Origin of the sequence: Hymenobacter aerophilus DSM 13606, from assembly GCF_000382225.1 — a bacterium.
GTDB lineage: Bacteria > Bacteroidota > Bacteroidia > Cytophagales > Hymenobacteraceae > Hymenobacter > Hymenobacter aerophilus.
The window spans coordinates 1-19,718 of record NZ_KB907815.1; the positions used below are offsets into that span (position 1 = coordinate 1).

General features: G+C 63.3%; 17 protein-coding genes. 6 read left to right on the forward strand and 11 right to left on the reverse strand.

Features of this window, described 5'->3' with window-relative positions; genetic code table 11:
• Positions 1–263: IS5/IS1182 family transposase (locus H145_RS0112305; protein ID WP_019948457.1), on the forward strand; the 263-nt coding region annotated here is incomplete at its 5' end.
• Positions 264–539: 276 nt separating this feature from the next.
• Here H145_RS0112305 and H145_RS0112315 read toward each other — a convergent pair.
• The 5 genes from H145_RS0112315 to H145_RS0112335 all read right to left on the reverse strand — a co-directional run bounded on the left by H145_RS0112315 (position 540) and on the right by H145_RS0112335 (position 7,032).
• Positions 540–1,742: an FtsX-like permease family protein gene (locus tag H145_RS0112315; protein ID WP_019948459.1), complete on the reverse strand. Its 1,203-nt coding sequence runs from the start codon at positions 1,740–1,742 to the stop codon at positions 540–542.
• A complete protein-coding gene (locus tag H145_RS0112320) occupies positions 1,739–2,989 on the reverse strand; it encodes an ABC transporter permease (RefSeq protein ID WP_019948460.1) in 1,251 nt (416 codons plus the stop codon). The genes H145_RS0112315 and H145_RS0112320 overlap by 4 nt, the downstream gene beginning before the upstream one ends.
• 125 nt (positions 2,990–3,114) lie before the next feature.
• Positions 3,115–3,783, reverse strand: coding sequence for an ABC transporter ATP-binding protein (locus H145_RS0112325; RefSeq protein ID WP_026351476.1), 669 nt, complete (start codon positions 3,781–3,783; stop codon positions 3,115–3,117).
• Positions 3,784–4,128: 345 nt separating this feature from the next.
• The gene (locus H145_RS21160) at positions 4,129–5,604 is read right to left on the reverse strand and encodes a TolC family protein (protein WP_019948462.1); all 1,476 of its coding nucleotides are present in this window, start codon (positions 5,602–5,604) and stop codon (positions 4,129–4,131) included.
• A gap of 180 nt (positions 5,605–5,784) precedes the next feature.
• A complete protein-coding gene (locus H145_RS0112335; protein ID WP_019948463.1) occupies positions 5,785–7,032 on the reverse strand; it encodes an efflux RND transporter periplasmic adaptor subunit in 1,248 nt (415 codons plus the stop codon).
• Positions 7,033–7,695: 663 nt separating this feature from the next.
• On the opposite strand from H145_RS0112335, the gene H145_RS0112340 reads away from it, so the two are divergent.
• The gene (locus H145_RS0112340) at positions 7,696–10,218 is read left to right on the forward strand and encodes an outer membrane beta-barrel protein (RefSeq protein WP_083937781.1); all 2,523 of its coding nucleotides are present in this window, start codon (positions 7,696–7,698) and stop codon (positions 10,216–10,218) included.
• Between the two features lie 312 nt (positions 10,219–10,530).
• On the opposite strand, the gene H145_RS23360 is transcribed toward H145_RS0112340, so the two are convergent.
• From H145_RS23360 to H145_RS21175, 5 genes are all read right to left on the reverse strand, one after another.
• Complete coding sequence (locus H145_RS23360; RefSeq protein ID WP_157541498.1) at positions 10,531–10,857, reverse strand: hypothetical protein; 327 nt, start codon at positions 10,855–10,857, stop codon at positions 10,531–10,533.
• 233 nt (positions 10,858–11,090) lie between these two features.
• Complete coding sequence (locus H145_RS21165) at positions 11,091–12,215, reverse strand: cytochrome-c peroxidase (RefSeq protein ID WP_019948465.1); 1,125 nt, start codon at positions 12,213–12,215, stop codon at positions 11,091–11,093.
• 155 nt (positions 12,216–12,370) lie between these two features.
• On the reverse strand, positions 12,371–13,393 hold the full coding sequence (locus tag H145_RS0112350) for a hypothetical protein (protein ID WP_019948466.1): 1,023 nt from the start codon (positions 13,391–13,393) through the stop codon (positions 12,371–12,373).
• A gap of 177 nt (positions 13,394–13,570) precedes the next feature.
• On the reverse strand, positions 13,571–14,359 hold the full coding sequence (locus tag H145_RS21170) for an MbnP family protein (RefSeq protein ID WP_019948467.1): 789 nt from the start codon (positions 14,357–14,359) through the stop codon (positions 13,571–13,573).
• 133 nt (positions 14,360–14,492) lie between these two features.
• Positions 14,493–14,867 carry a hypothetical protein gene (locus H145_RS21175; RefSeq protein ID WP_157541501.1) on the reverse strand — a complete coding sequence of 125 codons (375 nt, stop codon included), beginning with the start codon at positions 14,865–14,867 and terminating at the stop codon, positions 14,493–14,495.
• A 219-nt stretch (positions 14,868–15,086) separates the two neighbouring features.
• Here H145_RS21175 and H145_RS0112365 point away from each other — a divergent pair, with 219 nt between their 5' ends.
• The 3 genes from H145_RS0112365 to hisS all read left to right on the forward strand — a co-directional run bounded on the left by H145_RS0112365 (position 15,087) and on the right by hisS (position 17,758).
• Positions 15,087–15,746: a DUF2459 domain-containing protein gene (locus tag H145_RS0112365; RefSeq protein WP_019948469.1), complete on the forward strand. Its 660-nt coding sequence runs from the start codon at positions 15,087–15,089 to the stop codon at positions 15,744–15,746.
• Positions 15,747–15,875: 129 nt separating this feature from the next.
• Positions 15,876–16,241 carry a hypothetical protein gene (locus H145_RS0112370; protein WP_019948470.1) on the forward strand — a complete coding sequence of 122 codons (366 nt, stop codon included), beginning with the start codon at positions 15,876–15,878 and terminating at the stop codon, positions 16,239–16,241.
• A gap of 89 nt (positions 16,242–16,330) precedes the next feature.
• The gene (gene hisS / locus H145_RS0112375) at positions 16,331–17,758 is read left to right on the forward strand and encodes a histidine--tRNA ligase (RefSeq protein WP_019948471.1); all 1,428 of its coding nucleotides are present in this window, start codon (positions 16,331–16,333) and stop codon (positions 17,756–17,758) included.
• Positions 17,759–17,787: 29 nt separating this feature from the next.
• Here hisS and H145_RS0112380 read toward each other — a convergent pair whose 3' ends face one another.
• Positions 17,788–17,982 (reverse strand): hypothetical protein, encoded by a 195-nt coding sequence (locus tag H145_RS0112380; RefSeq protein ID WP_019948472.1) that lies wholly within the window; start codon positions 17,980–17,982, stop codon positions 17,788–17,790.
• Positions 17,983–18,216: 234 nt separating this feature from the next.
• Between H145_RS0112380 and hutH the strand changes: the two genes are divergently transcribed.
• Positions 18,217–19,716, forward strand: coding sequence for a histidine ammonia-lyase (gene hutH / locus H145_RS0112385; protein ID WP_019948473.1), 1,500 nt, complete (start codon positions 18,217–18,219; stop codon positions 19,714–19,716).
• Positions 19,717–19,718: the final 2 nt, after the last annotated feature.

A 19,718-nucleotide genomic window follows, 5' to 3' on the forward strand; every position in this document is an offset into this window, starting at 1 on the left:
AAGTAGTGGCCGATGCGGCCTACGACAGTGATGCGTTGCGGGCCCTGATAGCGCAGGCAGGAGCCAAGGCGGTCATTAAGCCGAATCCACGGCGCAAGAACATGCCTCATTTCGACCCAGTGGCCTATCGGCAGCGACACCACATTGAGCAGACGTTCAGCAAAATGAAGCAATTTAGACGCTTAGCCACCCGCTACGATAAGCTGGACCGCACGTTTGACTCCTTTATCTGTCTACGAGTTATCACGCTCTACCTTAATTGAGAACAGCTCCTAGCCAGCTCCGCCTGCTTTTTGGGGCTGAAGACATCGGACTCGGGCTGTTTATTGTAGAGCTGCTGGAGGTGGTCGGAGCCGACTACCATTGCCTGAATCTTCGTGGGGCGCCCGCTTTGCGCTACGCCTGCAACCGAGAGGCTCAGTATGAGCAGAATTGCCAGGAGGCGCGGGACGAAATGGTAAAACATTGGAAACAGCAAATAGATAGGACTTTAGGCGAGCGAAGCCTTGGCTTACCTGTATTCGGCAAGTAAAGCCGCCTCACTCCTCGCGCAGCGCCACGGCCGGCTGAATGCCGGCCGCCAGCCGGCTCGGATACAGCGCGCACACCGTGGCCAGCAGGTACAGCGCCCCGGCCGCTAGCAGCATGGCCGTAAAGTAGATATCGGGCCGCACGTTCTGCACGCCCAGCAGCGGAAACTGCACCGCCACCAGCAGCCCCAGCACCAAGCCGAAGGTAGTCACGACCAGGATTTCGCCCAGCACCTGCCGGCTGATGCCGCCGGCCGTGGCGCCCATGGCCCGGCGCACGCCCAGCTCGCCCCGCCGCCGGCTGATGTTCAGCCACAGCACCCCCAGCAGCCCCAGCGCCACGTTCAGCAGCAGAAACACGCTCATAGCTCCCAGCAGCAGCGGTTTGGTCAGGCGCACTTTCATCTGGACGGTATGCATGTCGGGCAGCGTGCGGATGGTACCCGTCCAGCCGGGCCCAATGCGTCGCACGGCGTCGGTGAGCTGCTTTTCGAGGGCTGCCCCGCTGCCCGGCTTCACTCGCAACAGCACCGACTGGGCAAGAAACAGCGTGTCTTCCGGTTGAATGGCCTGGAAGATAGACGGCAGCGGCTCCTGCAGCTCCCCGTCGGTGCGGTAAGCGCGTACCACCCCGATAACGCGCCTGGGTGGTTCGTTGTCACCCGCCAACTGCCCATCCAGCGCCGAGCGGCCGTCGGGGTACATGGCCCGTTGTAGCCGCTCGTCGATGACCACCGGAATGTGGGCGCCTTGTACTGCATCAGCCGGACCGAACCAGCGGCCGGCTACAAGTTCCAGGCCCATCACCTCGCGCAGCTCCGGTCCTACCACGTATGTATTGATGGGACCAATGGGCCGCTGGGTCGAGTCGCGCGGGTCGGTAAAATCCAGCCGCGTCTGGCTGTCGTTGAACGAGAAAGGCGTGTTGGAAGCCGTGGAGGCTGCGCCGGCCACCTGCGGATTCGCTCGGATTTCGGCCAGCAGCTGGCGCAGGGTGCCGAGCTGCTCGGCTCGGGGCTGCGAGCCGGTCGTGAAATTCAACTGCCACACCTGGTCATACTCGAAGCCCAGCGGCTGCCGGTAGTTGCTCCACAGGTTGGCGGCAATGGTGCTCACGGCAAACAGCACCACGAAGGCCAGAAATATCTCCACAACCAGCAGGCCATTGGCCCGGCGGCGGTTCCACATCAGCGTAAACAGATGGCGAATCATAGCGCAATTCCTCCTTTAAGGGCCTGGTTAGCCGGTAGTTTCGACATTTTATAGGCCGGGTACACGCCCGACAGCACCCCGAACAGCAGCGCCAGCAGCAGCCCCACACCAAACACGCGCCCGTTCAGCCCTAGGTGGGCATAGTTAATAAACTGGCTCTCGTTGAGCAGGTGGAGCACCAGCGCGGCCAGCCCCAACCCCAGCAGGCCCCCGAGCATGGTCAGGAAGATGTTTTCGAGCAAAAACTGCCGGATAAGCGTGCCGGCCGTGGCCCCGAAGGCCTTGCGCACCCCAATTTCGGCAGCCCGCTCCAGCGTGCGGCTCACATTGATATTGACCAGGTTGAGCGCCGGCAGCAGCATAAACAGCAGCCCCAACCCCACCCACTGCCGCCAGAATTTGGCCGCGTCGCCATCCTGGCCGGCGTCGTTGTTGTGGTTGGCCATGTAGTGGGCCAGCGGCGTGCGGGCGTAGGAGCGGATTTCTTTGTACTGCTCGGGCTCCGGGATGGGCAACCGGGCCAGCACCTGCTGGTACTCGGCCTGAATGGCCGGCACATCGGCCGTTGAGCGGGCCAGCAGGATGGCCTGGTAGTCACCCATGAAACCAGGGTCGCGCAGGTCGGCAGTGGTGGTAGTTATGGGCAACCAGCATTCGGCGTAAGTCAGCTCACGCGAGGTGGGCACGTCGCGCACTACGCCCAGCACCTGGTAGGGCTGGCCTTCGAGCTGCACGCGCTGGCCCACGGCCGCGGCGGCCGACCCAAAGCTGCGGCGGGCCACGGTTTCGTTGAGTACCAGCACGTGGGCCGCATCGCGCACCTCGGACCCGTTGTAGGGCCGCCCGGCCACGAAGTCGAAATCGAGTACCGACCAGTAGTTGCCATCGGTGTAGCAGCGGTCCACTTTCACCACCTGCTGGCCCACGTACAGCGTGACGTTGACGGCCCCTCGCTCGCTCACGGCCACCTTCTCGGGTGTGCGTAGCGTGCGGACGTAGCGGTTGAGAAAGTCGTAGCCCACGCTGGACGCACTCTGCGACTGAGGCCCGCGCAATATCATGCGGTTAATGAACAGCAGCCGGTCGGCGCGCAGTTCGGGCCGGGCTGGGCCCACAGCGTTGTCGAACAGCGCGTACAGCACTACTAGCATCATTAGCGTAAACGAGATGCCGAACAGGCTGATGAAGGTGAAGAACTTGCGCCGCAGCAGCACCTTCCAGGCAATTTTAAGGTAACTAAGAAGCATGACTATCAGGATTTTGAATTATAAAACGGTCATATTGAGCTTGTCGAAGCATCTCTACCGCAATGGTAATCAAGTTGCTCTGGCAACGAAGCAGTAGAGATGCTTCGACAAGCTCAGCATGACGTTCAGCTCACCTGGCTGCCGTCGAAAAAGCGGATGAGGCGCTGGGTTTTCAAGGCCTGCTGCTCGTCGTGGGTGACCATGACGATGGTGGTGCCCTGCTCTCGGTTGAGCGTCAGCAGCAGGTCCATGATTTCCTCGCCCATCACCGAGTCGAGGTTGCCGGTGGGCTCGTCGGCCAGAATGATTTCAGGCTCGCCGGCTAACGCGCGGGCAATGGCCACGCGCTGGCGCTGCCCGCCCGAAAGCTGGCTGGGAAAGTGGCTTGTGCGCGCCCCGAGGCCTACTTTTTCGAGGGCCGCGTAGGCGCGCTGCCGGCGCTGCCTGCCGCTCACGCCACTCCGGTACAGCAGCGGCAGCTCCACGTTGTCGAGCACCGAGAGGTCGTTTATCAGGTGGTAGCTCTGGAAAACGAAGCCGATTTTGTGGTTGCGCAGCCGCGCCAGCTCCTTGTCGGAGTAGCTCTGCACGGGCCGGCCATCCAGCTCCAGCGTGCCGCTGGTGGGCTCGTCGAGCAGCCCCATAATGCTGAGCAGCGTCGACTTCCCGCAGCCCGAAGGCCCCATCACCGACACGAACTCGCCCTGGTTGATGGTGAGGTTGACGTGGTTGAGGGCCACCGTTTCGATGGTGCGGGTCTGGTACACCTTCTCGATGCCGGTGAGCTGGAGCACGGCCCGGCCAACGCCGGTTGCCGGGGCAGTTGCGGGCTGAGCCTGGGAAGCGGCGGCGGTGGAAGTGAACAGGTTGGTCATAAGGCGAGAGTTGAAAGAGTAAACTGTCCGGTTTCGAACAGGGGAAGCGGGTAGTTATAGTAGAGTAGCCAAGCAGCGGGCCAATTTTACATTACACTTATCTACAGATACTTGCTATAAAAAGCAGTATTCACAGGCCGCGGAATTGTGTCCGGTTTCGGACGGGGTGTGCGGTTGTAGGCCTTACGTCTACCCCACCCCCTAGCCCCCTCCCCTCCGGGAGAGGGGGGACTGGCTGTTAATTTTCTAGAGCTAGATTAAAAACTAGAATCTAGTTCCCCCTCTCCCGGAGGGGAGGGGGCTAGGGGGTGGGGTTTCCACCAGCACCTCACCCCGCTCAAAATCGTACAGCGTAAGCGCCCGCAGCCGGTAATGGGCCACCCAGGCGGTGCGCAGGGCCTCGATGTAGGCGCGACGGGCCTGGTCTTTTTCGGCGGTGGCAATGGTGAGGTCGGTGAGGCTGATGCGGCCGACCTGGAAGGTAGCCTGGGCAATGGCATAACGGCGGCGGGCCAGCGTATCGACGCGGGCGGCCAGCGCCAACTGCGCGGCCAGCGTACCGAGCTGCGCGGCCTGCACCCGCACTTCCTGCTCGAAAGTGGACTGCTCCTGCTGCACCTCGGTCTGCACCTGCCGGCGGGTCAGCTCGGCAGTTTTCACCAGGGCCTGCCGCCGGCCCCAGTCCACGAGCGGCACCGCGAAGCTCAGGCTTACCTGCTGCTGCTGTTGCAGCGCCGCGTACGTGTCCCAGAGGTTGGGGGCTTGGTTGATGTAGCCCAGGTTGGCCGACAGCGTGGCCTGGAAACCGGTGGTGCCGCGGGTGCGGGCCACTTCGCGCTCCGCTTCAAGCAGGCGCCGCCGGAAGCCCAGCACCAGCGCCCGGTTCTGCTGGGCCTGGCTGAGGGCTAGCGTTGGCGGCACCACCGTCAGCCGCGGGGCAGCCGGCACTTGCAGGCGCAGACTTTCGGCGGCCAGGCCAGTGTAGCGCTGCAGCTCCACGGCTGCGTTCTGGGCGTCGAGGCGGGCCTGAGCTTCGGCCTGCCGGGCCGTGAGCAGGTTGAGTTCGAGCCGCAGCAGGTCGCTTTGCGAGAGGCGGCCCAGGCCGTACCGCTCCCGGCCCAGGCGCAGCAGCTCGGCGTTGGCCTGCACGTTCTGGCCGGCCACCTGGGCGCTTACCTGCTGGCTCAGGACATCGAAATACAGCTCCGTAACGCGCTGGGCAATGGTTTCGCGCTCCTCCACCAGCTGCCGGCCACTTTCCTGGTAGCGTAACGGCTCCAGCCGCCGCGCCCAGCGCAGCTCGTTGAAGCGCCCAATCGGCTGCACCAACCCCAGGGCCACCGGCTGGTTGTTGTAGCGGCGAATCTTCCCATTGAAATCGTCAAACCGCTGCACATCCGAAGCCACGAATACCTGCCCGCCGGTCAGGCCAATGTTCTGGCTGAGCGTGAGGGCCAGATTGGAGTTGTTGAGCCGCACGGCCCGGAAATCGGTGGTGCCGTCGGGCTGCACCACCGGCGTAACGGCCCGACTGTAGCCCGGCAACGTGCCCTGCAAGCCCAGTTGGGGCCGGTAGTTGGCCCGGTAGCCCCGCCACTGCCAGTAGCTCTGGTCGCGGCTCGTAACCGCCCCCCGCGCCACCGCCGACTGGCTCAGGGCCTGGTTGATAATCTGGGGTAGCGTTAGCGTATCGGGGACCGTTTGGGCAGCGGCCGAGAAGCTGAGCAGCAGAAGCACCATCGCACCCCACCCCCCAGCCCCCTCCCCTCCGGGAGAGGGGGATCCTAACGCAGCAAGGATGTATTTCAACGTTTTTCTTACTCTCAGGAGTAGGCCAGAATCCGTCCGGCTCCCCCTCTCCCGGAGGGGAGGGGGCTGGGGGGTGGGGTGCGACGACAGGAAGAACTTTCTCATAGCGCACTAATCTTTAATCGTCAGTTCGGGCGTGTCCAGGTGGTCTTTCATGTCAGAGACGATGATTTCTTCGCCGGGGCGCAGGCCGCCGGTTACCTGCACGTAGTCGAAGTTGCTGTCGCCGAACTGCACGGTGCGGCGCACGGCCTGGCCGTTTTGCACCACGAACACCGGCTGCTCCCGTCCGCCCTGGTAGAAAGGGCCATTTTTGACCCGCACGATGTTGTGGTGGGCTTTAGTCACCACGAACACATCGGCGCGCAGGTTGGGGCGCAGGGCCGGGTGGTGGTCCTGGGCCAGGGCGGCGTAGAACGTCACGGTGCCTTTATCCACGGCCGGGCTGATGGTGCTGATGGTGCCGCGCAAATCCTGGTCGTTGATGCGCACCACCACCGGGTCGCCGGGGCGCAGGGCGTCGGCGTAGGCGTCGGAAATGGTGGCCCGCACCCGAAAGCGGGTCAGGTCGGCCACGCGGGCCAGCGCATCGCCGGCCTGCACGGTGGTGCCCAGCGCGTCGTTTACCCAGGTAAGCACGCCCGGCTGCTGGCTGCTGATGTTGGCCTGGGCCAGCTTGCCGGCCAGCTCGGCAATGCTCCGTTGCTGCATCTGCACCGTGAAGCCCAGCTCGCGGCGGTCGGCGGCGTTGGCGGCCCGCTGGTTGGCCAGCTGCTCGGTCAGGCGCTGCTGCTCCAGCTGGGCCACCCGCAGGTTCAGCTCGGCCTGGCGCACGCTTTCGGCCGTGCCGCCGCCTATTTTCAGCAAATACTGCTCGTCGCGCAGGGCCGATTGCAGGCTGTTGATGCGCACCGTTTGCACCCGCTGCTGGGCCTGCAAGTCGTGGAGGGCTTTTTCGAGGGCCAGCTGGAGCTGGCTGCCGCGGTTGCGGTTCTGCTGCTGGCCGTCTTCGAGCTTAGCCAGGGCCGAGGCGGTTAGCTCCCGGTCGAGTTCCACAATGGGCTGGCCCGGCTGCACGCGGCTGCCCACGGCCACCAGCACCTGCCGGATAGTGCTGGCAATGGGGCTCGTGAGCACCGCCTCGTGGGCCGGAATAACGACGCCGGCCGCCGTGAGCGAGGCTTCCACGTCGCCGCGCTCCACGCGGGCCAGCAGCAGGGCGTTGCGCTCCAGGCTGGGTTTTAGTACCGTGCGGAAGGCCAACAGGGCCGCGCCCAGGGCCAGCAGCAGCCCCGCGCCAAATAGCCAGCGGCGGCGCTGGCGGCGGTTTTGGGTGGAAGAAGAAATGGCTCTGTCCATTTTCGTACAGGTAGAGAAAGGGTTCTACCAGCTGTAGCCAACGGCCGTGCCATTTCGATAAAGCATTAATTACCAAAATCTTACTATTTATTTCTATCAAATAACAAAGAACAAACCTGTCCGCTTCCGGACAGCTTGTTCGGTTGCGCAAGTGTAGCCCGCGCCACAGCCAGCAGGCTACGCGCCGCCGCTCCAAAAAACTCGGCGCCCCAGGCAACGGCTGCCCCGGCTGCACCATCTACCCCACCAGCCGCCTGCTTCATCCGCTGGCAAACCGGCCCAAACGCTTAAAACTGCCGCTTTATAGGAAAAGATGAATTTATTTTCAACAGTACCTTGCGTTGCATAGTACCTTTAGTTACCTTTGGCTTGTTGATTAGATAACCCCTCGGCCGCGCGGCAGCTCCTTCAGCGGAGCCCGGCGCGGCCCCCACCGAGCACCGCCTTCGCGCCAACCGGGCCGGGCGGTGGGCCCCGGTCGGAAACCCAGGTTTCCCGCTGCCGCCCCGCGTGTTTCGGTTGCCTGGCGCCCGCCTTTGCTGGCGGTTAGCGCCCCTGTCTTCCACGTCTGAATTACTTGGCCATCAGGCCCATCCGGCGGAACCGCGGCCACCGGAAACGGCCCCTGCTTGCCCTTACTTTCCGACTCAACCTTCCTTCTCCATGACTTCCTCCCCTATTTTCAGCCGGGCCCCTCGGGGCCTGGGGTTCCTCGCTGTGCCCGTTCTGGGCCTCACATTCGGATTGTTTTCGCTGACTGCCGCCGCCCAGAGCGCGGCCCCCGTGGCCCCGGCCGGCCGCATCAGCGGCACCTTGCTGGAGCAGGGCAACGGCCAGCCCCTGCCCTTCGCCAGCGTGGTGCTGCTGCGGGCCCAGGATTCGAGCTTTGTGGCCGGGGCCGAAACGCTGGAAAACGGCTCGTTTCGGCTGGAAAACCTGGGGCTGGGTTCCTACCTGCTCAAATCGTCGGCGGTGGGCTACCAGGGGCTGCGGCGACGGGTGGTGCTGACGGCCACTGCGCCCGAGCTGGCACTGGGCACGCTGCGGCTGGCTTCTATCAGCACCGAGCTGAAGGGCGTAACGGTGACGGGCGAGCGGGCCACGGTGGAAAATGAGCCCGGCAAGCGCGTTATCAACGTGGAAAAAGACCTGGCCAGCGTGGGCGGCATGGCCACCGACGTGCTGCGCAACGTGCCCTCGGTGGCCGTGGACGCGGGCGGCACCGTGAGTCTGCGCGGCTCCTCGAACCTGACTATTCTTATCGACGGCAAGCCCAGCGGCGGCTCCAACGGCGGCCCCGGCCTGCGCCTCGACCAGATTCCGGCCTCCCGCATTGCCCGCATCGAGGTGATGACCAACCCCTCGGCCAAGTACGACGCGCAGGGCACGGGCGTCATCAACGTCATCCTGAAAAAGCAAACCCAAAACGGCGTAAACGGCACGGCCAGCGTGCTCGGCGGCACCGGCGACAAGTACAACGCCAGCCTGAGCCTCAACCGCAAGCAGGGCCCCGCCAACCTGAGTTTGAGCTACGACCGCCAGGACGAAACTTACCGCAACCGCACCGATTTTCAGCAGACGAGCGGCCCGGTGGGCACCCGGCAGCAGGGCCACGGCCAGGAGCGCGACGCCTCGCACAGCCTCAACCTGGGCCTCAACCTCGATTTGGGCAAAGAGCAGAGCCTGAGCCTGAGCGTGAACCCAACCTGGCAGCAGGAATTCAACTACAACGAGCAGCTGCTGAGCACGACCCGCGCCGGCGAGCCCACTGTCACTCAGCAGGGCGTGCAGCGGCTCGATGTGGATGTGAAGGTGCTCGAAAACGTGGCCAGCTACCGCCACGGCTGGGAAAAGCACCCCGGCCGCGAGCTGACGGCCGTGGCCGGCGCCGTGCTCATCCGGGCCGATATTCCGGTGACCCAGACGCTGGGCGAGGGCGCTATCAACAGCTGGCGGCAGCAGATGAAGGTGGATGCCAACGTGTACTTCGCGCAGGTGGATTACACGCTGCCGCTGGCCGCCGATAAGGGCAAAATCGAAACCGGCGTCAAGGTAGAAGCCCAGCGCAGCCAGGGCGCGGCCAACCTGTTCAACCAGCAGCCCGACGTGCCCGGCGGCTACGTGCGCGACCCGGCCCGCTCGCTGGCCTACAGCTTCCGCCAGACGGTGCCGGCCGCCTACGCCACGTACCAGCGCGGCTGGGGCAACCACTGGAACGCCCAGGCCGGCCTGCGCACCGAGTACACGGGCATAAACGGGGCCGTGGAGGGCGGCCGGGGCCGGTTCGACGTTGACTATATGGGCCTGTTTCCGACGGCCAGCCTCAGCCACCGCTTCGGCGGCCGGCGCGACACGGCCAAAACCGCCGAGCAGGCCCAGCAGCTGAGTTTCAGCTATGCCCGCCGCCTCAGCCGGCCCAATTTTATGCAGCAGCTGGCCGTGCCGCTTTACCAGGACCCACGCTTCTACCGCCTTGGCAACCCCGAGCTGCGGGCCGAGTTTAGCCATAACCTGGAGTTGGGCCACCAGCTGAGTCTGCCCGGCGGCGCCGAAATCACGACCACGCTGTTCGGGCGATTTACCAACAATTCCATTCAGCGCCTGCGCGATGTGGACACGGTGGCCACGAACCGCAACCCCGCCGCCGGGCTGGTGCTGGTGGAAACCTACCGCAACCTGGGCTCTACCACTAATGTGGGCCTCGAACTGACCTGGAGCCAACAAATTACGGCCTGGTGGCGGGTGCAGGTCAACGGCTCGCTGTACCGTGCCCAGCTGAATACCAACGCCCTCGACGCCGGCTCGCGCCAGGCCCTTACCGGCACGGCCCGCCTCAACCAGAATTTTTCGCCTACCCCCACCCTCGACGTGCAGCTGACCGGCGCCTACCGCTCGGCCACCCTCACGGCCCAGGGCCGGCAGCTGGCCACCGGCGGCCTCGATATTGCCCTGCGCCAGCGCCTGTGGCAGAACCGCGCCGCCCTCACGCTGCGTGTTTCCGACCTGCTCAACACCCAGGTGCGCCGCGCCGAAGTCAACTCGCCCGAGCTGCAATCCACCATCTACACCAAGTCCGAAACCCGCGTCGGCTGGCTGGGCTTCACCTGGTACGTGGGCGCCAGCAAGGCCAAAGCCGGCCGTATCGAAGCCGCGCCGAAAGGCGGTGGCGGCGGGTTTGGGGGGTAAGCTGCCAGTTATTGTGTGTAGTGCCACACCTTTTTTAAGCACAAAGCCCCTGACGTTCGTGCTGACGTCAGGGGCTTTGTGCTTTGAAGCTAACGGTACGGCTTAGCGAAGAAGCGGATTGCGAAGCACTAGACTATCTGCCTGCTCTGAACTTGACACGAAGCGCAAAGCTTCACTTAATCACTAAACCAACTTTTTGCCAAATGCCTTTCATTGGCAAGTTTAATCTGCTGGCGCATAAATCAACGCTAATAAGAATGGAATAACTACTACAATCGAAATTATCAATGCCTTCCAAATTTTTTTATATTCTTAATTATCTTTTGGAAAATATTTTTTAAAGAAGTATTCTGACAGAATTGCTCCCCATCCCATATTCAATAGATATGTCAATGAGCTTGTCTTCGTCTCAAGGCTGTTCACTATGAATATAGTTAACATAGAGAATACTATCGAAGCCAGCAAGATAATATTCGCTTCTTTTCTCCTGTTGTCGTCAATTAAGTTTTGTCTTAATAATACTCCACCAAAAATCGGAGCAAAGAGTATTGAAAACCCCCAAATTGCTTTTTTTGAATAAATTTTACTTACAGCGCTCTGACTCGTTTCTGTCATTGTTAAATTATTTTCTGCTGTCATACCTCAAGTTTGGAATATTCGATTAATGTTGTTTGTCAGACTTACCGCCAACATCCGAGTTGCCGAAACTCTGTGTGGCAGCGAGTTTCGGGAAGCGACACTAGGTACGCAACAAACTTTCGGCAAGCAAGCCAAATCGGGTTTGCTTGCCGAAAATTCCCCCACATACTTATAAGTCATTAGGCGGAAGCCGAAGCAGGCAATTTGGCCAAATCAAGCAGCTAGAGGCGCACCTACTCCGGCGCCGCAAACCGCGAGTCCTTTACGAACTCCTCATCGGTCAGCGTCTTCAAAAACGCCACGATTTGGCGTTTTTCCTGGGGCGTAAGTTCCAGGTTGGGGCTGATTTGGAGTGGGTCGTTGGTGGTGTTGAGCATCAGCGGGTCGAGGTTGGGGCTGCTGAACTGCACGTGCTCGTTGTAGTGGTCGAGCACGTCTTCGAGGGTAGCCAGGCGGCCGTCGTGCATGTAGGGGGCCGTGAGGGCAATGTTGCGCAGCGAGGGCACCCGGAACTTGCCGTGGTCGGTGGGTTTGCCCGTGAGGGCGCCCAGGCCCAGGTCGGCGCCGAAGGTGGCGTCGAGGCCATTGTTGCGGAAGTTGCGGTCGGTTTGCAGCGTGCCGCCGTGGCAGTCGGAGCAGTTGCCGCCCCGGAGGCGGCCGTTGGGGTGGACGCTGAACAGCTCCATGCCCCGCACCTCATCGGCCGTCAGTATATCCTGGTCGCCGCGGCGGTAGCGGTCGAAGCGCGAGTTGCCCGAAATAAGGGTGCGCTCGAACTGAGCCAGGGCCTTGAGCACGCGGTCTTCGGTTATCTGGCTCGTGCCGAAGGCCTTGCCAAACAGCTCGGGGTACTTGGCCAGCTTTTGCAGCCGGGTTACGCCGGCGGCCAGCGGCTGGTGCAGCTCCAGCGGGTTTTCGATGGGCACGCGCGCCTGCTGCTCCAGGCTAGTGTGGGCGCCATCCCAAGTCAGGCGCGGCTCCCAGAGCAGGTTTTGCAGCGCCATGGCGCTGCGGCCGTGCCGGGTACCGCCCACGCCCTCGGCCCGCGCCAGCCCATCGGTAAAGGCCTTGCTCTGCTGGTGGCACGAGCCGCACGACTTGCTGTTGTCGAGCGACAAAGCCTTCTCATAAAACAGGTGGCGGCCCAGCTCCACGCCTTCCACCGTCAGCGGATTGTCGGCGGGCGGGGCGGGCGGCTTCGGAAACTGGGGCGGCAGCTGCAGCACGTAGGGCGTGGGCGCTCCAAACGGCTCGGGGATGGGGTCGTCGGCGGCGGGGCCGCAGGCGGTAGTCAACAGCAAACCGGCCACGGCCAGCGGCCCCAGCCGGTGCAGGAAATAGTTGAAGGCGGTTTTCATGCTCGGAAAGACTGAGAATAGAGCGTTTCTTCCAATAACACCGTCATTCAAAGCGAAGCGAAGAACCCGGCGTGCTGATGGCAGGAGTTCAATTCATTGCCAGCACGCGAGATTCTTCGCTTCGCTCTGAATGACGGCGTTTTACAGCTAACAGTTCAATTTCCCGGCGCGGCCCTTTTGCGCAGCAGGTACTTGGTCTGCTTGAAGCTGTAGCCCACCGACACCACCAGCCGGCCGGCGCTGGCCGGATGGTCGGTGGTGGCGGTGTACACGGGCAGCTGCACGCTGGTATTCAGCGAGAAGTTCTGGTAATACACGTCGAGGCCGGGGCCGAGCAGGGCATTGTTCATGGCGTGCTCGCCGGTGAGGTGGCCGTCGAGCATTTCGCCCTTGGTTTTCTCGTAGAAAAACTGCGCCGAAGGGTAGAGCTGCCAGTTTTCGCCCAGCGGCACCCGGTAAAACAGGCTGGCAAACGTGGCCGTGCTCGGGGCCAGGCTGTTGCGGAACCGGTTTTCGGTGGTGCGCCGGTAGCTGGTGTTCACGCTCAGGCCCGCCCCGCGGTAGCTGCCGATATAGTTGGCGTACACGAAGCCGTCGGTGGTGCCGGTGCCCACCTGGTTGAGCAGCGGGTAGCGCCGGCCCTGCTCCGTCTGGCGGTCAAACTCGCCGGTGGGCAGCTTCAGGCCGCCGCCCACCACCAGGCGGCTCTGCACGCCGGCCGTTTCGATGGCCCGGATGAGGTGGTAGCCGGCAAACACTGTCACGTCGCCCAGGCCGCTGGCATTCAGCTGCCGGCCGTTTATTTGCGAGGTATTCATGACATAGGGCACGAAGGCGTTCAACTCCACGCGTTGCGAGAGAAAGTACTTGCCCCGCAGCTCCACTACCCGAAAGGCCTCAAAATCGGTCGGGTCGCCGCGGTGGCTGTGGGCGTAGCCTTCGTCGGAGTTCAGCTTATTTGGGAAGAAGATGCGGGCCCCGTCGGGCCGGAAATCGGGCGACTGGTCCAGGGCCCGGTAGCCGTTGAAAATGCGGTAGCGGTGCATGAGTGAAAAGCCACTCTGGTTGTCGTAGGGCGTGATGCCCATAAAGCAGCCGCAGATGTCGCAGGCGCGCGCGGCCGGCGTGGCCAGCCCCACCAAAAGGGCCGCCAGCAGGAGTCGGAAGGAGTTCTTCATATCTATAGAAGTGAGATATGAGAGGTGAGAACAGGTCTGTCATTCTGAGTGCAGCGAAGAATCTCGCGTGCCAAAGTAATTTCTGACGACAGGATTAGCATAGCACGCGAGATTCTTCGTCCCTGGCTTGATGCGTCACATGCTCAGAATGACAATTCTTTCTCGCCTCTCACGTCTCTAATTCGCGTGCAAATGGTCAATCCTGAACATACCGGCGGCAATGTTATCGGCCACCTGCACCGAGGCGGGGCCGCCCATCGTGTTGCTCACCGTGGCAAATCGGATGGTATTGCGGCCGCTGAACATCCGGGCCGCATCTACCTGCAGATGGATTTCGGGCGTGTGGTCGGGGCGCACCAGCAGCTTGCTGCCGCTCGGGAAGGGCAGCGTAACGGTGCGGATGGTGTTGTTGGCCCCGTTGGCGCCCTTGAAACCGGCAATATGGAACACCAGCCCGCCCTTGGCCGCCTGCGGCGAGGTGCCTTCCAGCTTCACGTTGATGAACTCCTTGCTCCACTCCCACCACATGCCCTGGTCGTCGCCGAGCACGCCGCTGAAATTGCCGGCCTTGGTGCGGGCGCTATCGACGCCCACCACGAAGCGCAGGCCGGTGTAGTCGCCCACCGGCACGGTGCTCAGCTCCAGTTTCTGGCTGGCCTTATTGGCATGGTCTACCAAAAAGTAGGTGTCGGGCAGGGCCAGAGCGCTGCCATCAGCCCGGAGCAGCTCCAGGTTCGAGAGGTAATACTTGAAGGTGCTGATAGTGAACTGGTCGCCGGCCGCGGTGGTATAGGTGTCGGTATCGAGGTTTAGGCTGCGGTTGCCCACCGTGTTTTCCAGCTCCACCGAAAACACGCTGGTTTGCGGCTCGGCCGCGGGGTCATCTTTTTTATCAGTGCAGCTGCCCAGCAACAGGGCACCCAGGGCCAGCGAAGTGGCCACGGACGCGAAACGCGAAAAAAACATACTTGAAAACGCTAAGGCTAAAGGAAATAAACCGGCTGGCCGCGTACCGGTACGCGGCCCCGGGCCACGCCCAACGGGGGCGGCACGGCAGTCGTGGCGGTTTCCGGGCGCGAAAACCGGGGCGGACGCGGGTTTAAACCAGCGGCGGGCGGAACACCCCGCGGGCCGGGGCATCGGCGTAGCGCGGCGCGGCAGGGGCGGCGTAGCGGGCCGGGGCGGCGGGCCAGCGGCGCGGGGCCGTCAGGGCCAGCCGGGCCGGGGCCGGTACCAGCTCAAACTTGAGCCGTACACTGCCGGCGGGCGCCTTTTTGTCGGCGTCGTCGGCCTGGCGCAGCTGTTTGGCCAGGTGGCACTTGCCGTTGCACTTGAGCTGCGGCCGGGCCTTGTTCACGCAGTAGCGCGCCGTAATGCGGGCCTGGTTCAGCTCGTAGTTCACTACCAGCAACTCCTGCTCCAGAGTCTGGAGCAGCAGCAGGGAGCAAAGCACATACGCGAGCAGGCGGTACACGGCCAAAACAGCTAGTTCGGCGGCAAATGTACGTTTGAAACAGTGAACAGGGAACGGTGCGTAGTGAACCGGTTGTCATTCTGAGCAGCGCGAAGAATCTCGCGGGCAATGCTAATCCTATTGTTAGCAGTTTTCTTTGGCACGCGAGATTCTTCGTCCCTGGCTTGATGCGCCACATGCTCAGAATGACAACCGGCTCATCTCCCTCACTTCTCCCTCATGGCGGCATTTGTGGCGTTTATTTTCCTGCTGATGACCGGGGCGGCGGTGCCGGTCAACCGGCAGTTCCGGCAGACACCGGGCGGCGTGCCGGTATTCGTGGTGTCCAATGGCGTGCATACCGATTTGGTGCTGCCCGTGCGCGACCCGCAAACCGGCCACGACTGGCTGGCCGAGCTCAACCAGCCAACCCTCACGGCCCGGTTCGGGCGCTACCGCTACGTAGGCTTCGGCTGGGGCAACGAGGGCTTCTTCCTGGGCTCGATGGGCGGCCGCACGCCCGGCCCGGGCGCCGTGCTGCGGGCGCTGCTGCCTTCCAAAACGCTGGTTCACGCTAGTTTCTACCGCACCGCGCCCGACTCGGGGGCGCTGGTCGTGCCGCTGCGGGTGTCGGTGGCGCAGTATGGGCGGCTGGTGGCGCACGTGCAGGCCGCGCTGGCCGCGCCCGACTCGGTGGGCCGCCGGCCGCTGCGCCAGCCGGCCGGCTACGGCAGCACCGACTTTTTCTTGCGGGCCCGAAGCCGCTACCACGCCCTGCGCACCTGCAACGACTGGACCACCCGGGGCCTGCGCCGGGCCGGGCTGCGGGCCCCGCTGAAGTCGCCGCTGGCGGCGCCGGTGCTGGCGCAGGCCCGCCGAACGGCGCGGTTTGCCCGTTGAACCAGCCTTTCAGGAGGATAAAATTTACTTATCCCGCTAAAATTATATTAATTCATTGTTCAGCTCGTAACTTGCCGGGCGATTCTTCCGCTTTACAGCAGGACAGTATCGTTTATCAAGAGGATCGGGATGAAGTTGGAAATACAACGCGAGGAATTACCCCAGGCTTATCTGCTTATTTTATCCTGCCTGGCCACTACCACCGCCGACGGCGACGTGCTGGCCCGCGCCCTGCACCGCGCTAGTCGGGCCGCCAAACCTGCCGTGGTAGTCGATCTGAGCCTGTTAGACACGCTCAGCAACGACGCCATCGACCTGCTGCTGGCCTACGCCTTCGTGCTGCGGGCCCAGTCGCGCCAGCTGATTCTGTGCCATACGCCGCAGGCCAGCCGCCACCGCTTCCAGTGCCTCGACCCCGATTCGCAGCCCGTGCTGGTAGCCTCGGTGCTCGATGCCATGCAGGAAATCGAGTTTGAGGCTGCCCGCGCCAGCTGATTTTCGGCCGGCGCAACGCCAGCGGGGAAAGTCCGGCGGAAAGCACGAATTTTGCGGCCATACTTCCGCATTCCGATTCCTTCGCCCCGATGAGCAGCCAGAAACCCAGCATTCCCCAAGGCACCCGCGACTTTGGCCCGGCCGTGGTGGCCCGCCGCAACTATATTTTTGGCGTGATTCGCCGCGTGTTCGAGAAGTTCGGCTACGCCCCGCTCGAAACCCCGACCCTGGAAAACCTGAGCGTGCTGACGGGCAAGTACGGCGACGAAGGCGACCAGCTGCTGTTCAAGGTGCTCAACTCGGGCAACTTCCTTAAAAAGCAGAAGGGCGAGGTTATCAAGGAAGAAGTAACGCCCGCCGACCTGCTGGCCGGCCCGCGGGCGGTGCTGCCCAAAGTGGCCGAAAAGGGCCTGCGCTACGACCTGACGGTGCCCTTCGCCCGCTACGTGGTAATGAACCGCGGCACGCTGGTGTTCCCTTTCAAGCGCTACCAGATTCAGCCAGTGTGGCGCGCCGACCGGCCCCAGCGCGGCCGCTACCGCGAGTTTTACCAGTGCGACGCCGACGTAGTGGGCACCGATTCGCTGCTCTGCGAAGCCGAAATCGTGCTCATGATGAGCGAGGCTCTTACTACATTAGGCCTGAGCGAGCACACCATCAAAATAAACCACCGGCGGGTGCTGGGCGCCTTTTACCAGGCCCTGGGCGGCGAGGGCACCGAAATCGACCTGTTCACGGCCATCGACAAGCTCGATAAGATTGGCCGCGAGGGCGTGGAAAAGGAGCTGACCGAACGCGGCTTCTCGGCCGAAGCCATTGAAAAGCTGTTCGATTTGCTGGGTGTGGCCGGCTCGTTTGAGGAGAAGCTGGAGCGGCTGCTGGCCGCCTTCGTAACGGCCGGCGTGGAGCCCGATACGCCCGGCGCCGACGGCTACAAGGGCCTGCAGGATTTGCGCCGCGTGCTCGACTACCTGCGCGGCTTCGGCTTCGAGAAGTGGGACAACCTGGAGTTCGACGTGACGCTGGCCCGCGGCCTGAGCTACTACACGGGCTGCATTTTCGAAATCAAAATCAACAACGTGAACATGGGCAGCGTAAGCGGTGGCGGCCGCTACGACAACCTCACGGGTGCCTTTGGGCTGCCGGGCGTGTCGGGCGTGGGCTTCTCGTTCGGCGTAGATAGGCTCTACGACTGCCTGGAGGAGCTCAACCTGTTCCCGGAGGCCGTAACCAGCACCTCGCGCTGCCTGCTGGCCAATTTCGATGCCGAAAGCGAGGTGGCGGTGCTGCCCGTGCTGGCCCGGTTGCGGGCCGAGGGCCTGGCCGCCGAGCTGTATCCTGAGCCAGGCAAGCTGGGCCGGCAGTTCAAGTACGCCGATGGCAAAGGCATTCCGTACGTGCTGCTGCAGGGCCCCGAGGAGCGCGCCGCGGGCCAGTTCAAGCTGAAAACGCTGGCCACCGGCCAGGAGCAGACCCTAACGCTGGAGCAGGTGCTGGCCGAGCTGGCCGCAGCATAGGCAGCGCTGCTACGCGCGGCGGCCCACCGCTAGCTTTGCATGTTCAGCGCCTGGCGGACTTCGTGCCAGCTCATCTCGCCTTCTACGTACCGGTTGTAGAGCTGGCGGGCGTAAGGCGTGGCCCGGGTGCGGAGGCTGGGAATAGCGTCGAGCAGGCGCAGGAGCACGAACCGACGCTGATCGGGCGTCTGGGCGCTGGGGCCGAATTTGGCGTTGTATTCCATAGCGTAATAAAATAAGGATCAGAGCAGTACTTCAAATATCGTAAACCGCTTCATCAGAAACAAGCGCAACAATTACGGATTTAAATCCTGTTTTTCTCCGGTTGCCTAACCGTATTTTTCGCGCCTTCCGGCTTACCCTTCAGCTTAGTCAGCGGGCAGCTGGCGGGCTAAGCTGAAGGGTAGCCGACGTGGGCAGAATGCCTACTTTTAAGGTTCAAGCCCCCTCTCCCACTTATGGCCGCCGACTACGTTCTTTCGCCCTCCGCATCCCTCACCCTCGACACCCTCGATGAGCTGCTGCGCACCCGCGCCCGGGTCATGCTCGGCCCGGAGGCCCGCCAGCGCCTCGAAACCGGCCATCAGTACCTGCAGCAGCGCCTGGAGCGCGACCCCGATACGGCCGTGTACGGCATCAATACCGGCTTTGGCGCCCTGTGCGGACAGGCTATTCCGGCCGCGCAACGCCAGCAGCTGCAAACGAATCTGCTGATGTCGCACGCCTGCGGCACGGGCGCCGAGGTGCCGGCCGATCTGGTGCGGCTGATGCTGTTGCTGAAGGCCCAGAGCCTGTGCTACGGCCACAGCGGCGTGCAGGTGGCCACCGTGCAGCGCCTGCTCGATTTCTACAACCGCGGCATGCTGCCGGTGGTGTACGAGCAGGGCAGCCTGGGCGCCAGCGGCGACCTGGCCCCGCTGGCCCACCTCTGCCTGCCGCTGTTGGCCCTGGGCGAAGTCAACTACGAAGGCTACCGGCTGGCCGCCGCCGACGCGCTGAGCTTATTCAGCTGGGAGCCGATTGTGCTGGGGGCCAAGGAAGGGCTGGCACTGCTCAACGGCACCCAGTTTATGCTGGCCTACGCCGTGCATGCGCTATTGCGGGCCCGCCGCCTGGCCGCCGCCGCCGACGTTATCGGCGCCCTCTCGCTGGAGGGGTTCGACGGGCTGCGCGAGCCGTTTGATGCGCGCCTGCACCGCCTGCGGCCCCACGCCGGCCAGCTGCTGGTGGCCGAGCGGCTACGGGCGCTGCTAACCGGCAGCGAGCTGCAGCAGCATCCCAAAACTGCCGTCCAGGACCCCTACTCGCTGCGCTGCATGCCCCAGGTGCACGGCGCCTCGCGCGACGCGCTGGCTTACGTGGAGCGCACCGCCGAAATCGAGTGCAACGCCGTCACCGACAACCCCACGATTTTTCCGGAGGATGACGCCATTCTGAGCGGCGGCAATTTCCACGGCCAGCCGCTGGCGTTAGGGCTCGATATGCTGGCTATTGCCGTGGCCGAGCTGGGCAGCATCTCGCAGCAGCGCACGGCCCAGCTTATCAGCGGGCAGCGCGGGCTGCCGCCGTTTCTGGTGGCCGAGCCGGGGCTGAATTCGGGTTTGATGATTCCGCAGTACGCCGCCGCCGGGCTGGTAAGCCAGAACAAGCAGCTCTGCACGCCCGCTTCGGTGGACAGCCTGGTGAGCAGCAATGGCCAGGAAGACCACGTGAGCATGGGCGCCAACGCCGCCACCAAGGCCCTGCGCGTGGTCGTCAACGTGGAGCAGCTGCTGGGCATCGAGCTGCTGAATGCGGCCCAGGCCCTGGAGTTCCGCCGCCCCGGCCGCAGCTCGGCGCCGCTGGAGGCACTGGTCACCGCCTTCCGCGAAAAGGTACCCTTCGTAGCCCACGACCGAATCATGTACCCCGACCTGGCCGCCGCCGCCGACTTCGTGCGCTCCTACGCCTGGGAGTAAGG

Excerpts from the sequence above, each read along its gene's own strand:
- H145_RS23360 (WP_157541498.1), bottom strand. The coding sequence starts at position 10,857 with ATGACAGCAGAAAATAATTTAACAATGACAGAAACGAGTCAGAGCGCT.
- H145_RS0112340 (WP_083937781.1), top strand. The coding sequence starts at position 7,696 with ATGACTTCCTCCCCTATTTTCAGCCGGGCCCCTCGGGGCCTGGGGTTC.
- H145_RS0112380 (WP_019948472.1), bottom strand. The coding sequence starts at position 17,982 with ATGGAATACAACGCCAAATTCGGCCCCAGCGCCCAGACGCCCGATCAG.
- H145_RS0112335 (WP_019948463.1), bottom strand. The coding sequence starts at position 7,032 with ATGGACAGAGCCATTTCTTCTTCCACCCAAAACCGCCGCCAGCGCCGC.
- H145_RS0112350 (WP_019948466.1), bottom strand. The coding sequence starts at position 13,393 with ATGAAGAACTCCTTCCGACTCCTGCTGGCGGCCCTTTTGGTGGGGCTG.
- H145_RS21170 (WP_019948467.1), bottom strand. The coding sequence starts at position 14,359 with ATGTTTTTTTCGCGTTTCGCGTCCGTGGCCACTTCGCTGGCCCTGGGT.
- H145_RS0112370 (WP_019948470.1), top strand. The coding sequence starts at position 15,876 with ATGAAGTTGGAAATACAACGCGAGGAATTACCCCAGGCTTATCTGCTT.
- H145_RS21160 (WP_019948462.1), bottom strand. The coding sequence starts at position 5,604 with ATGGTGCTTCTGCTGCTCAGCTTCTCGGCCGCTGCCCAAACGGTCCCC.
- hisS (WP_019948471.1), top strand. The coding sequence starts at position 16,331 with ATGAGCAGCCAGAAACCCAGCATTCCCCAAGGCACCCGCGACTTTGGC.
- H145_RS0112315 (WP_019948459.1), bottom strand. The coding sequence starts at position 1,742 with ATGATTCGCCATCTGTTTACGCTGATGTGGAACCGCCGCCGGGCCAAT.
- hutH (WP_019948473.1), top strand. The coding sequence starts at position 18,217 with ATGGCCGCCGACTACGTTCTTTCGCCCTCCGCATCCCTCACCCTCGAC.
- H145_RS0112365 (WP_019948469.1), top strand. The coding sequence starts at position 15,087 with ATGGCGGCATTTGTGGCGTTTATTTTCCTGCTGATGACCGGGGCGGCG.
- H145_RS21165 (WP_019948465.1), bottom strand. The coding sequence starts at position 12,215 with ATGAAAACCGCCTTCAACTATTTCCTGCACCGGCTGGGGCCGCTGGCC.
- H145_RS0112320 (WP_019948460.1), bottom strand. The coding sequence starts at position 2,989 with ATGCTTCTTAGTTACCTTAAAATTGCCTGGAAGGTGCTGCTGCGGCGC.